We start from the raw sequence: 12,905 nt of genomic DNA on the forward strand, positions 1-12,905 counted from the left end.
GTCAGGCACTCCTTGCGGTGGAGGTTTCGGGGAAGGCGCACAGGACGCACATGCCGAGTGACGTCGGCAGGCAGTAGCTGTAGGTGATCCGGCAGTTGGGGCAGGTGCGGCGGGCGAGCATCGCCAGGGCGAGCGCGCCCCACTTCCGTGACGTCATCGGCCGCACGGGCTTGGCCAGGTCGAGGCGGTAGAGGTAGGAGACGCGGACCCCGCCCTGTCGGCGGTTGACGCGCATGACCTGCGCGGCGATGTCCTGCCCGCCCGGGCGCAGACCGCGGGCCCGTAACTGCCGGCGGGTGGCGAGCCCGTCCGGGGCCAGGCGCCACGGGTAGGTGGGTATGCCGTAGCGGGCCCCGGACGGGTCGAAGCACTTGCCCCACGCGGCGGACATCAGGCGACCCGCTTCCATGCCGCCCGGAGGCGGACCTCGGATGCGGAGTGGCCGGCCGCGCGGAACCGTACGGCCATCTCCCGGTACGACAGGGCGGGTGTCTCGCTGTGGCGGATCTCGTCGACGAGCGTGTCGAGGGCCGCGTCGCTGAGGGCGGGCGCGATCTCCAGCGCGGGCGCCAGCGGCTCGATGGGACCCCAGACGGGCAGTTCCCAGCGGGGTGTGACGTCGGGTGTGACGCGGTGCGTCACGCTGGTGAGCGCCCTGCCGGTGTCCTCACCGTTCCGCGCGCTCTCCAGCGTCGACCACGCGCGGGAGAGGGTCTGTGCGGTCTTGGCCTGGACGCGGGCCACGCGGGCACCGGCCTCCGTCACGGCCGTCAGCCGCGTCTCCTCGGTGCCCGCTTCCGCCCGCAGCCGGGCACGGGCCACGGCCGCTTCGTCCCGGGCTTCCTGCTGGACGCCACGGATCATGTCGAGTGCGCGCGGGGTGAGCGCGGTCCGCTCCCACATGCCGTGCACCAGCCATAAGGCCTTCGCCGCGACGGGCAGCCAGGCCACGGCCAGCCACGCGCCCGTGTCCGCTTCCGAAGTGAGCGCGTGGGCGACCAGGACGCCGGTGGCGACCAGGCCGAAGGACCAGCCGACCGCGGTCACCGTGCGGCTGTGGTCGCCCTGCGCGGCGAGGCGGCGTTCGTAGGCGAGGGTGGCCAGCCATCCCCCGTCGATGCCCAGACCGACGACCAGAGCGACGGGCCACGGCATCGCCGTGCCGAGCCACATCATGACCACGGCGAGGGTGAGGACCATGGACACGGCCGTCATCGCGACGGCGGGAAGTGCGGTCTTGGCCTTCACGCCGCACCGCCGACCGCGTCGGTAGTGCGGCTGGCAAGGACGCGGTACTCGGTGAGAACCCGGGCCAGGGCCCGGCGGACGCGGCGGGTGTCGACCTCGTTCGGGGTGTGGTCCATGGCGATGATCTGCGCGTCGATCAGGTCGACGTCCGCCAGGATCAGCGGCATCTCCGACTCGATCGCGTCCAGCTCGGCATCCGTCGGCTCGTTCCAGTCGGCGAACGCGGTAACAGCATCCTGAACAGTGACGATGGTGTTCATTGGGTCGTGTTCTCCCTAGTCGGTGGTACGGCCCGACAGCGGCCCCGGAGTTGCACCTCCGGGGCCGCGCGCCGTTGCGGGGTGGTGGTGCGGGTCAGCCGCGCTTGTTCTTGCTGCTGCGGCCGTGCGTCGTGTCCAGCTCCTTGGTGGCGTCCTTGCACTTGCCGGACGCGATGCGGTCGTAGACGGCCTGGCTCTTCTTGACGCTCTCGGGTGTGGTCAGGTCGGATGACTGCTGCGACTTCTTGCCGAACATGCGGGTCTCCTGACGTGTCGTGGGTGCGGGCCTGGCCAGACGGTTCCGGCCCCGGCTCCCTGCTACCTCGCCCGTACGACCAAGACGGCCGGACGGGCGAGGGAGGCAACCAGCCGCAGCAGTTGGGCTGCGGAATGGTCGTAGATGCGCGGGCTTTGCCCGCAATGCCACCGCCTCGTCGCCAATGGCAGGTGGCGGATCTTCAGCACTCTGTTCAGTTCTCAAGGAGCAGCCGCTCCCCGGCGAGCGCGGCAACCCCTGGTCAGAGGGGGTTCCCGTCTTCACGGGACTCGCCGGGTGCTGTCAGCACAGGCGGGCACACTCAATGGTGTTGGACCACCTGCTCAACTTGTTGGTACAAGCTGCTGCAGTGATGCTGCACCCCCAGGCGATGAGTCGTCAAGCGTTTGGAGCCCGCATGTACCAACAAGTTGCGCGAGTGCGTCATGATGAGGGCATGAACAAGCAGCCGAAGTACCGGCAGGTCGCCGATGCCCTGCGCCGCGAGATCGCCAACGGCACGTTTGTGCCGGGAGCGCGGCTGCCCTCCGAGAGTGACCTGCAGCAGCGCTTCGACGCGTCCCGGAACACCGTCCGGAACGGGCTGAGCCTGCTGGTCAGCGAGGGCCTGATCTCGTCCAGCCAAGGGCTGGGCTATGAGGTCAGGTCACACGAGGTCTTCAAGCTCAATGCGTCCAAGTTCGAGAACCTGGAGTTCCCGCAGAACGGTGACGCGTACAGCACTGACGTGACCAACGCGGGCCGTCGGCCGCATCAGACGTTCCGTGTCGAGATGCTGCCGGCGTCGGAGGACATCGCTGATCGCCTGAGGGTCACAGCGGGTACGAAGGCTGTATTGCGGTTCTGCCATCGCTATGTGGACGACGTTCCTTGGTCGACTCAGGCGACCTACTATCCAGCCTGGCTGGTCGACGAGTCGCCACGACTGGCTGAGCCAGGAGACATTGAAGAGGGCACCACGCGGTACCTGGCCGAACGAGGCATTGAACAGGTGGGGTACTTCGATGAGCTCGCCGCGCGGATGCCGACCCCGGAGGAAGCGCGGCTGCTGGAGATAGGAGCAGGGGTGCCGGTGCTGCTCTGGACACGGACGGGCTTCTCACCGGATCGGCCCGTCCGGTGCACCATCACAACGTTCCGGGGCGACTTGAACCAGATGAACTACGAAATCGGCGACCTGTCCGCCCGAAGCGAGAACGAACCCCTGTGAGAATCATCCCCGCCCAACCGGGCGATGTGCCCAAGCTGCTGGCCTTCCGATCGGAGGCCGCGGCGTGGCTCTCGGGCCTTGGAACTGACCAGTGGCAGCTGCCTTACCCGGCGGCCAAGCTGCTGGAGACCATCGAGGACGGCACTGTCTTCATGGTCCTGGACGGTCTGGTGACGGTAGCGACCATCACCGTGACCCCTGACGCGGAAGCGGGCCTCTGGACAGAGCAAGAACTCTCTGAGCCGTCCATGTTCATCAACAAGCTCTCCGTTGCACGGACGCACGGTGGGCAGAACCTCGGTGGCCGGCTGCTCGATTGGGCCGGAGACCGGGCTCATCGAGCGGGGGCCAAGTGGCTCCGACTCGATGCGTGGACGACAAACCAGGACCTGCAGTCGTACTATCTCCGCCAGGGCTTTGAGTACGTCCGTACGGTCCTCGACGGGGGAGCAGTCAACGGAGGTCCACGGGTCTCGGGTTGGCTGGCGCAGCGGTCAACGCACCGGACCGAGCACGGCTTTGTGGACGAGACTGCGGAGCCGGAACGTCTTGGTGGTGTCTAGGACAAGCAGCGTCCAGATACGGAATCTCCCTACTGCACCGGCTGCCCCTGTGGGGGAAAATTTCCCGCGTCGCCGTCAGGAACGACGTTCCGACGCGGTGTCATCTTGCTGGCCAGCCACTCCAGGTTTTCCCACACGCGGGGTTCACTGTGCCGGCGCCGCTGCTCCTCGACCCAGGGTCGGTAGTTGTTCCAGACGGAGATGATGAGGCCGCCCCACGCTTCGTCGATGATATGTCGGTCGAAGGCGTCCGTCTGCGCACCGACGGCAAGGAAGTTGAACGTGGTGAGGTAGGAGGCAACAAGCTTCGTGGCTCGGTCGTCACCGGACAGCGAGAGACCAACCAGGGTCGTAATGGCCCCGTGATCGCGCTCGTGCGGTATGCCCTCGTCGAACAGAGCCTTCCGACGATCCATGTTGGCGGTGAGGTACTCCATGGTCGCTTGCTTGCGCCGTCTGTCGTGGTCCTGATCCGTACTGCGCGACAGCATGAGGAGCTGCCACGCCACCGCGCCGAAGGCAACGACACTGACGAGCAAGGAACTGAACGAAGCAACCAGGGACCACTGCTCATACGACGTCACGGCCGGATACCTTACGGAAGGTACGCCGCTAACGGGGCCGTTTTCTGACATCACGGTGCACGTGCACGTGCTCGCTTCACACATCGCGTGTGGTCCGGCCGCTGGCTAGTCCTCTGCTCCTGTCTCCGCGCCGTTTCAGCCCGGCGCCGTGCCACAGGCACACCAGACACTAGGAAATTAAGCGAACCCTCTCCACGGTTTTAGCATTTAAGGTACATGGGCGCTCTATTCGCCTTGCCTCATTGCGCAACAATTCTTCCATTTGAGGCCACTCCCACAGGAGCAAGGGAGATTTCTGGCAGCAGTATGTGCCAGGCGCCGTACCTTTAGTCTCTTCGGCAACGGTGAACGACGGGTGGTGGGCGTGACCCGCACCGCTTCGACGCGAGAATTGATTTCTTCATTTAGGGCAGGATTTTCTGCCCCATTGTCTGGTTCCTCGCCAGCTCTTCTACGCCAAGCCGAACTGCGCCCCCGCTTACCTGGCACCATCTCAATCTTACCGGCATCACGGAGGTCGTAAAATACGTCCTTCATGCTGTTCTCTGATTGGATGCCGGTCAAAGTTCGTCCGATGGAATTCCGTATTTCTGAATGATTTTCCAGGTACTCCATCACTATTTCGTGTGGCCTCGCCAGCGGAGTGTGTCCTAGATTCACCACGAAGTAGTTGCCGTCGATTGAAAACTTCGGCGCCTTGAGCTTCGCTTCCGCCATCTTGGCCATTACGGTCCGCAACCCCTCGCCAATATCTTTATTGGGCGGATCCGGGTATTTGTTGATCAGGCGGACAATGGTCGGATTCCTAGAAAATCTCTCCTTGAGGAGGTTTCCGAGGTTCATGTGACCCGGCAAAACTCCGGGGCTTCGCACTTCGACTCGATTATTGAATACGTAAACGAGGATGTCATCCGAAATGTTGTAATCTCTATGGATCACTGCATTGACGACGATCTCTTTGAGGACCTCGGGAGGGTACCGCAACGGGGCCATTTCGCCGCTGGGCTGCAAGACTGAGACGGACTCGATCATGCGGGTAGTCCGCGACAATGTCTCATCGATCACTATCCGGGCAGGTCCCTCAATCGTAATGGGGGTCCCTTCCAGGTGTTCACGAAGGGGTTCACTATCTTTGGTGTTATATCTCGCGATCTTCACAGAGCACCGTTTGGGTACTACGGCCGGGGGTGTTTCCGCATAGAGAATTCCGGCCGAAACGCGTGCTGCACCACTGTTGCGATCGACGAGACGTTGCTTTCTTAGGAAGTCCACCGGAGACGTCGAAGGGCTAAAAGCCCCCAAGAAGTAAAGGAGTTCCTCCTCCTCTACCAAGTCTTCTTTGTAGTAATCTTCAAGCAGTTGATCTTCATATGTTCTCGCACCCTTGGAGAGGCTGAGATCCGTTATTGCCTGACCGGAAATCGAGAAGGTTGATGCTCCGCGCCTGACGTAGACCTTTTGGTCGGCGGCAAAGTGGACGCTTTCGCTTTTTCGGACGGCGACCAAGCATGCAAGCCCCAGAGATTCCTGTCCAGCAATCTGCAGAAAATCCACCGAATAGGGGACGGGAGGAGTGATGTCTCGCGCAATCGCCTCTAGGACTACATTGGCATCTTCGATGGTGGCGTAGCCGATCCAGCGGGCCAAGCCGATGTCCTGTGCCCTGTCCTCAATGCCCACGATAAACTCGCCGCCATCCGAGTTTGCGAGCGCCGAAGCAATTTTCTGGATCACACCCCCTTTACTGCGCACGCTTTTATGATCCCAAAAGTGCGACTCTTCGCGATCGATAAGCGTCAGTGCTTCAGTCGGGGAAATGATCTTCTTCTCCACTCGACGAGTGTAGAGGACGTACCGGGACGTGTCACTACTTACGGGCTGACGAGCGGAGCCCTCAAGTGAGCTGGTTACGAGCTCTCGTTACTGGGCGGGCTCAAGCGCTGGGCCTTGGAGGAACTCCCGCATTGCCTTCACGCCGACCGGGCGGTCCGACAACAGGATCGCCTCAAGGGCTCCGCTGGGGGGTGTCTGCGTGTCAGCATGGTCGGTCCGGAAGGCCATTTTCTTGATTGTTTTCGGGGATGTGTCGTGCAGGCTGCTGTGCGTTGGCTGGTGACGGTGGTGGGGTCGGCTCTGGCATTCGCTGTGGTTGCGGTGCCGTGGGCGATGTTGTCGAAGGGGGGTGACGATCCGTGGGATGTGATCGGTCCGGTGGCGGGTGTGGTGGCTACTGGGGTGCTGGCCGCGTTGAGCTGGTGGGCGTCGCAGGCCAGCGTGGCCGAGTCGCGTCGGGTGCGACAGACGGCACGCGGCGGGGGCCGCATCCGGCAGACGGGGGGAAGCCAGGGCGGGGGAGCCGGGGCGGGAGGTGCTGCGGTGCGTGAGGACGTGCGACAGAAGGCCCGTTCCGACGGTCCGGGGGACATCGATCAAGTCGGCGGCAACCGGGGCTGAAGCGAGGGGGCGTGGGATATGGCCGGGAGTTCGGGCCGGCGCCGTACGCGTCAGCACGCGGACGCACACGGGGATGTGACGCAGGTGGCGCGGGACATGCATGTGTATCACGCGCCGGTGCAGAGTCCGGTGGTGCAGTGGCCAGTGTGGGTGGGAGATGTGCCGCATTCTGCTGCGGCGTTCCAGCCCCGCACATCGGTGCGGAAGAGAGTGAAGGCGACACGTGAGCAGGGCAGTGATGTGGTGCTGTCCGGTCCCGGCGGGGTGGGCAAGAGCCAGCTAGCGGCGTCGTTGGCCCGGGAACTGCGGGATCAGGAACGTTCCGACGGGGCCGGGCTGGATGTGCTGGTGTGGGTGCGAGCCAACGGCATCGATCAGGTGATCAGCGCGTACGCCGAAGCGGCCGGGCAGTTGCACCTTCCCGGAGCGTCCGCGGATGACGAGGACGGCGCAGCGCGGCTGTTTCTGCGGTGGCTGGCGGCCACTGAGCATCGGTGGCTGGTGGTGCTGGACGACATCACGGACCCGGATGCCGTGCGGGAGTGGTGGCCCGACAGTGGGGCCGGCCGGGGCTGGGTCCTGGCCACCAGCAGACGCGAGGACGCCCAACTCACGGGAGGACGCCGCACTCTGGTCCGGATCGGCATCTACACGGATGCCGAGACCCGCGCCTATCTGAAGCGTCGGCTCACCGATGCGGGTCACGCCCACCTGCACGACCCCGACCAGGCGGGCGAGATGGCCACCGAACTTGGTCATCTGCCCCTCGCACTCGGCCATGCCGCCGCGTATCTCATCAACAAGCGGCCCACCATGGCCGACTACGTCAGCCTGCTACGCGACACAGGCAGCCGCCTAGGCGATCTGCTGCCGGCGAGCGCGGACACTGAAGGCTACGGACGGCCCGTCACCGCTTCACTGCTGCTCTCCCTCGACGCGGTCGAGGAAGCCGACACCAGCCAACTGGCCCGCCCCCTGCTGCACCTCGCCTCCCTCATGGACCCTCTCGGCCACCCCGCACCCCTGTGGACCACACCCGAGGTGCTCGACTACCTGCGCACCGCACGCCCGCCCCTCCGCCGTCGGCTGCGCAAGCGCCATCAGTCCGTCCTGGAAACAGAGGTGCACAGTGCGCTGGAGTGCTTGCGTACCTACGCCCTGATCACCCAAGACACTTCCACCGCGCCCCTACGCATGCACGCCCTGACCGCCCGCACCGTACGGGAAACCATCCCGCCCGGCACACTGCCGGCCACCGCCCGCGCCGCCGCGGACGCCATCACCAGCCTGTGGCCCCGCCACGAGCACGAGGAACGGGAACTGGCCGCCCTGCTACGTACCAACGTGCTCCACCTCGACCAGCTCACCCACCCGACCCTGTGGCAGCCCACAACCCACGGATGCATCTACGACGTCAGCATCAGCCTCAAGGAAGCTGGCCTCTACCGCCAAGCGATTGAGTACAACGAAACGACCGTCCGTCTGGCCAGCAGCATTCGGGGTCCTGACCATCCCCACACCTTGGGCGCCCGCAGTAACCTCGCCATCTCCTACGGCGATGCGGGGCGGTTCCAGGATGCTCTCGACTTGCATGAGCGGGTCCTCACCGATCGGGAACGCGTCCTGGGCCCCGACCATCCTGACACCGTCGGCACCCGCAGCAACCTTGCCAATTCCTATCGTCGTGCGGGGCGGTTCCAGGAGGCCCTCGACTTGCATGAGCGGGTCCTCAGCGACCTCGAACGCACCGTGGGCCCGGATCACCCCGATGCCCTCTCCGCCCGCAGTAACCTCGCTATCTCCTACGACGATGCGGGGCGGGTCCAGGAGGCCTTCGACCTGCGTGAGCCGGTCCTCAGCGAGCTCGAACGCATCCTCGGCTCCGATCACCCCGACACCCTCTCCGCCCGCAGCAACCTCGCCAACTCCTACCATCGTGCGGGGCGGTTCCAGGATGCTCTCGACCTGTATGAGCGGGTCCTCACCGTTCGGGAACGCATCCTGGGCCCCGACCACCCCGACACCCTCATCGCCCGCACTAATGTCGCCATCTCCTACCGCTATGCGGGGCGGTTCCAGGATGCCCTCGACCTGCGTGAGCCGGTCCTCAGCGACCGCGAACGCATCCTGGGCTCCGATCACCCCGACACCCTCATCGCCCGCAGCAACCTCGCCAACTCCTACAGAGATGTCGGGCGGTTCCAGGATGCCCTCGACCTGTATGAGCGGGTCCTCACCGATCGGGAACGCGTCCTGGGCCCGGATCACCCCGACACCCTCATCGCCCGCAGTAACCTCGACAATGCCCGCCGCGCCGTGGCCGAAGCAGCGCGTGAACCGGATGTCTGAGATGAGGCTCCGCGTCCGTCAGACACCCCCCGACTGCGGATAAGTCGAACGATGTCGGCTCGGGGGCACTTCGGTCGCTCATTGACCTGACGGGCCCGGCGCGGCCAGCTTTCACGAGGCCCATATGGTGATGATGACGTCCGTCAAGATTCGCAGCGTGGCAGCGGCAGGAAGTGAGCGATAGACCAAACGGGACGGTCGCTGCGCCATCGGGTGACTCCCTCGGCGCTTCTGCTTCAGAGCGCGGGTGCCATCGGCCTGTCGCTACCCGGCTGCGAGCGCCAAGAAAAGCCGAAAAGCATCCAACTGGTCAGCGGCCCTTCCTAGTCGCGGTTATGCGAGAGGAACGTACTGGTCAGGGCGGGGTCGGGCTCGCAAAGTGCAGCGCTCTTGAAAACCATCCCATTCCCACCCGGCATGGGTTGCCGGGCGGCGCCGAGCGGGCGCCTGGCCACCGCGGCAGTGTCTAGCCACCGATCGTGGCGGAGCGCTCGTCCTTCGTGGTGAGCGTGCACGGCCAGTCTCAGTTGCAGTCTCACTTGGTACTGGGTTTGCCACCGTTTACAGGAGTCCACCGCAGTCCGCAAACTCCCCTGATCAGGGAGAAAGCCATTTTCACGGATGTCCCCGGACGCCCATAGACCGAGATCGGACAGCTCGTAATGCGTAGGTCTCGGGTTCGAATCCCGAAGGCGGCTCTGTGGAAGCCCCAGGATTCTCACTCGCCGTGACCTGGGGCTTTTGCTTTTTTCGCGGGAGCGGGACGGAGTTGAGCCGGACGCAGGGCGGAGCCCCGCGCGCCCGCCGCGGCGGCGGCCCGGTGGTGGTCGCCTGACCGCCGTGCCGGACCGCCGTCGCGTGCGGAACCCCGTCAGAACACGCCCTTGTACACCTGCCACCTCGTGGCGATCCTCGTGCGGGCCCCGAACGACCCCTTGCCGTTGCCGGTGTTGCGCCACAGGTTGCCGGAGGTGTCGCGGGACACGAGGTCCGCCTTGCCGTCGCGCGTGATGTCGCCGACTCCGATGACGACGTTGTACGACGAGCCCCAGTCGGTGGCGATCTTCACCCGGGACCTGAAGCCGCCTGAGCCGTTGCCGTCGTACCGCCACAGGGTGTTGGACCTGTCCTGGGCCAGGAGGTCACCGCGGCCGTCGCCGTTGAAGTCGCCGACGCCGATGATCTTCTTGTAGCCGGACCAGTCCGCGGCGATCCGGACCCGCGCCGACAGTTTGCCCGCGCTCGCCCCCTTGTAGAGGAACAGCTCTCCCGTCGACGCCTTGCGGGCGATCAGGTCGGGGTGGCCGTCACCCGTGATGTCCCCCGGCGAGGTCATCACGTTGTACTGGTTCCAGCCGGTGCCGAGTGTGGTGTGCGGTGTACGGGTGGAGAACGTCGCCCCGGTCTGGGGCCGGTACACCCGCAGTTCGCCGCTCGCGAACCGTACGAGGACGTCGTTGCGGCGGTCGCCGTAGAGGTCCCCGAACGGGACCAGGGTCACGGACGAGGGCCAGCCCGACGCCGTCATGGCCTTGCCGAACGCGCCCGACCCGTCGCCCGGCTTGTAGCTGAGGTCACCGGAGGGCGCGAGGGCGAAGAGGTCACCGTTCCCGTCGGGCGCCCAGCTGCGGCCGCTGGTGAAGTCACGGCGTACGGCGGCCCCGGTGGAGACGTCCACCGTGCTCGACACCGACAGCGCCGCTCCGGAGCCGTCGGCCGGGCGGGCCGTGAGCTTGAAGGTGTACGCGCCGTTCGGGACGAGTGCGCCGGCGGTGTCGCGGAGGTTCCACCGCTGGGTCAGGGCGCCGTCCACCTCGCCGCCGGTGAGGGTACGGACCACGGTTCCGGTGGCCTTGCGGGTGAGCGTGGCCGTCCAGGAGGCGGCGGGCTTGGAGAGCACTCCGCGCCACTGCCACCACGGGTTCCCGTTCGCGCTGCTCTCCGACGCGTTGTCGCTCGCCTCGGAATCGAGGACGCCGAGCGCCTGGGTGGGGACACCGCTGGGCACCAGATGGATCTGCTGGTCCGCGTCGACGTAGGCCGCCGGTCCGCCGAACTTGTCCACGGTCCACGTCACCCCGCGCAGGCTGGAGGTGCCCGCCGCGAGCTTGCCGATCGTGCGGGTGGTCGTGGTGCCGCCGGCGAAGGCGGTGAGCAGGAGTGCCCCGGCCGAGGTGTCGTGCCGGACGAGGTAGCCGTCGCCGAGCAGCGCCTCGCCCGACGGGACGGGGATGTTCTTCTTCGTCGTGCGGTCCCAGACGCCCGCCGGGGCGGTGGTACCGCACGACCAGTAGATCCAGCGGCCGGCGGCGACCTGTAGCTCCTTGGGGACGCAGGGGGCACCGGTGCTCACCGTCTCGGTGATCCTGCCGGTCCCCAAGTCCTGCGCGGTGACGACGCCGGCGGCCGAACCCGGCGTCCACAGCTTGCTGCCCCACACGGAGGCGGCCGTGACGGACCGGGTGACGAGGGGATGCAGGTTGCCGTGGACGCTGAGGTCACCGACGTACTGCTTGGTGGGGGAGGAACCGTTGACGATCGCGTAGCGGCCGGTCACGTCCAGGACCGTCCCGTAGTCCGAGGGCAGATAGAAGTTGCCCACTTCGTCCTGGCCGATGACCTGGACGTACGACTCGACGGGGGCGGAGGCGGCGGTCAACGCCACCGCGCGGCCGTCTCCGGTGGCGTACGGGCCGGTGCCGCGGGTGGCCCACACCTTCCAGGTCGGCGTGCCCGGCGCGTAGGACGTTCCGGAGACCGAGACCCGGCGGGTGTAGAAGGCGCCCATGAAGCTGGCATTGGCCTCGTCGGTGGCGAGGACGCCGTTCTGCAGCGACAGCCGATCGATCCGCGCGGCCATCGCCGGGACGGCGGTGACCTCCCTCACCGTCGGTGCGCCGGCCCCCGTGTCGGTGACCTCGCGCACCGCCCAATGCCCGGAGTCGGCGCCGCCCGCGACCAGGAGGCCACCGTCCGGCGTCGGGGTGACCGAGGTGTTCGCGTGCCGGAGGAGGGTGACCTCGTCGCCACCCGTCAGGGGGACGGCCGTCAGCCGTTCGCCGGACTTGTCCACGGAGTCGGCGGGTGACGACGGCACGGAGCGGGCGGCCACCAGCCAGCGGCCGGCGATGCCCAGGTGCGGGGTGCCTTCGGTGCCGGGCAGCGTCACCGTCGTGCCGGGCGCGGAGAGGTCGGCACGGTCCAGTACGTGTGCGGTGCTGCCGGACGCGTACCAGACCAGCCGGTTCTCGCTCAGTACGGCGGCCGTCGGAGCGGTGGGCACGGTCAGGTCGCCGGTGACCTTCGCGGTGTCCAGGTTCACCAGGGCGAGGTGGCTCGTGCCGCCCTTGGCATAGCCGATGACCACGGTGTCGCTGTCGCCGCCCAGGACGAGGAAGTTGGTGGTGATCCCCGTCGGCCACCCGTCGACGGTCGTGCCGGCAGAGGGCGCGCCCTCGCCGTACAGCCACAGCACCCGGTTGCCGTCGACGTCCCGTGCCTGCGTCAGCACGTGGGCGCCGTACGTGGCCTGGTAACCGCCGTGGGTGAGGTCGACGTCCGTGGCGGTACCGGCGGACATGTCCCTGAGGACGACCTTCTGGCCGGACGGGGCGACGTCGGCCACGACGTCGGACGACGCTCCGAGGTAGCCGGGGATCTCGAGCCGGGCGAGGTCGCCGAGTTCGGTGGTCGTACCGGTGCCGTACGACGTCCACAAGAAGCCGGAACGGCCTTCCTGCGCGTGCAGATAGCCGCTCGGGCCGGCGCTGTAGATCCGGTCCTGGCGGGGGAGGAAACGGTCCGACTGGAAGACCTTCTCCGTCGTGGGTGCGGTGATCGCGGCGGCGGTGTCCGTGCCGGCCGGCAGGGAGAGCGGGCCGGGACCGGCGGTCACGGCGAGGACCGCCAACGCGGCGAGCACGCCAAGGGCAGGGGTACGAGGGGCCAACGCGGTCTCCT

Annotated in this window: 10 protein-coding genes; 3 read left to right on the forward strand and 7 right to left on the reverse strand. The window is 66.5% G+C overall.

Annotation, left to right across the window (positions count from 1 at the left end; translation table 11 throughout):
• Position 1: 1 nt before the first annotated feature.
• The 4 genes from ACFV2J_RS24095 to ACFV2J_RS24110 form a co-directional block, all read right to left on the reverse strand.
• The gene (locus ACFV2J_RS24095) at positions 2–391 is read right to left on the reverse strand and encodes an RRQRL motif-containing zinc-binding protein (protein ID WP_385082767.1); all 390 of its coding nucleotides are present in this window, start codon (positions 389–391) and stop codon (positions 2–4) included.
• The gene (locus ACFV2J_RS24100) at positions 391–1,248 is read right to left on the reverse strand and encodes a protein spdB (RefSeq protein WP_385082765.1); all 858 of its coding nucleotides are present in this window, start codon (positions 1,246–1,248) and stop codon (positions 391–393) included. The genes ACFV2J_RS24095 and ACFV2J_RS24100 overlap by 1 nt, the downstream gene beginning before the upstream one ends.
• Complete coding sequence (locus tag ACFV2J_RS24105; RefSeq protein WP_385082763.1) at positions 1,245–1,508, reverse strand: DUF6284 family protein; 264 nt, start codon at positions 1,506–1,508, stop codon at positions 1,245–1,247. The genes ACFV2J_RS24100 and ACFV2J_RS24105 overlap by 4 nt, the downstream gene beginning before the upstream one ends.
• Positions 1,509–1,602: 94 nt before the next feature.
• Positions 1,603–1,764 (reverse strand): hypothetical protein, encoded by a 162-nt coding sequence (locus ACFV2J_RS24110; protein WP_385082761.1) that lies wholly within the window; start codon positions 1,762–1,764, stop codon positions 1,603–1,605.
• Positions 1,765–2,221: 457 nt separating this feature from the next.
• Here ACFV2J_RS24110 and ACFV2J_RS24115 point away from each other — a divergent pair, with 457 nt between their 5' ends.
• Entirely contained in the window at positions 2,222–2,995 is a 774-nt protein-coding gene (locus tag ACFV2J_RS24115; RefSeq protein WP_385082760.1) for a GntR family transcriptional regulator, read from the forward strand.
• The gene (locus ACFV2J_RS24120) at positions 2,992–3,558 is read left to right on the forward strand and encodes a GNAT family N-acetyltransferase (RefSeq protein WP_385082759.1); all 567 of its coding nucleotides are present in this window, start codon (positions 2,992–2,994) and stop codon (positions 3,556–3,558) included. The genes ACFV2J_RS24115 and ACFV2J_RS24120 overlap by 4 nt, the downstream gene beginning before the upstream one ends.
• Before the next feature lie 29 nt (positions 3,559–3,587).
• Here the strand turns inward: ACFV2J_RS24120 and ACFV2J_RS24125 are convergent, their stop codons facing one another.
• Together ACFV2J_RS24125 and ACFV2J_RS24130 are read right to left on the reverse strand one after the other, a co-directional pair.
• On the reverse strand, positions 3,588–4,142 hold the full coding sequence (locus tag ACFV2J_RS24125) for a DUF4760 domain-containing protein (RefSeq protein ID WP_385440493.1): 555 nt from the start codon (positions 4,140–4,142) through the stop codon (positions 3,588–3,590).
• 225 nt (positions 4,143–4,367) lie between these two features.
• Positions 4,368–5,975, reverse strand: a complete 1,608-nt coding sequence (locus tag ACFV2J_RS24130) for an ATP-binding protein (protein WP_385082756.1) — start codon at positions 5,973–5,975, stop codon at positions 4,368–4,370.
• Between the two features lie 717 nt (positions 5,976–6,692).
• On the opposite strand from ACFV2J_RS24130, the gene ACFV2J_RS24135 reads away from it, so the two are divergent.
• Positions 6,693–8,945, forward strand: a complete 2,253-nt coding sequence (locus tag ACFV2J_RS24135; protein WP_385082754.1) for a tetratricopeptide repeat protein — start codon at positions 6,693–6,695, stop codon at positions 8,943–8,945.
• 871 nt (positions 8,946–9,816) lie between these two features.
• Here ACFV2J_RS24135 and ACFV2J_RS24140 read toward each other — a convergent pair.
• Complete coding sequence (locus ACFV2J_RS24140; protein ID WP_385082753.1) at positions 9,817–12,894, reverse strand: FG-GAP-like repeat-containing protein; 3,078 nt, start codon at positions 12,892–12,894, stop codon at positions 9,817–9,819.
• Positions 12,895–12,905 lie beyond the last annotated feature (11 nt).

The organism is Streptomyces sp. NPDC059668, from assembly GCF_042734135.1.
GTDB lineage: Bacteria > Actinomycetota > Actinomycetes > Streptomycetales > Streptomycetaceae > Streptomyces.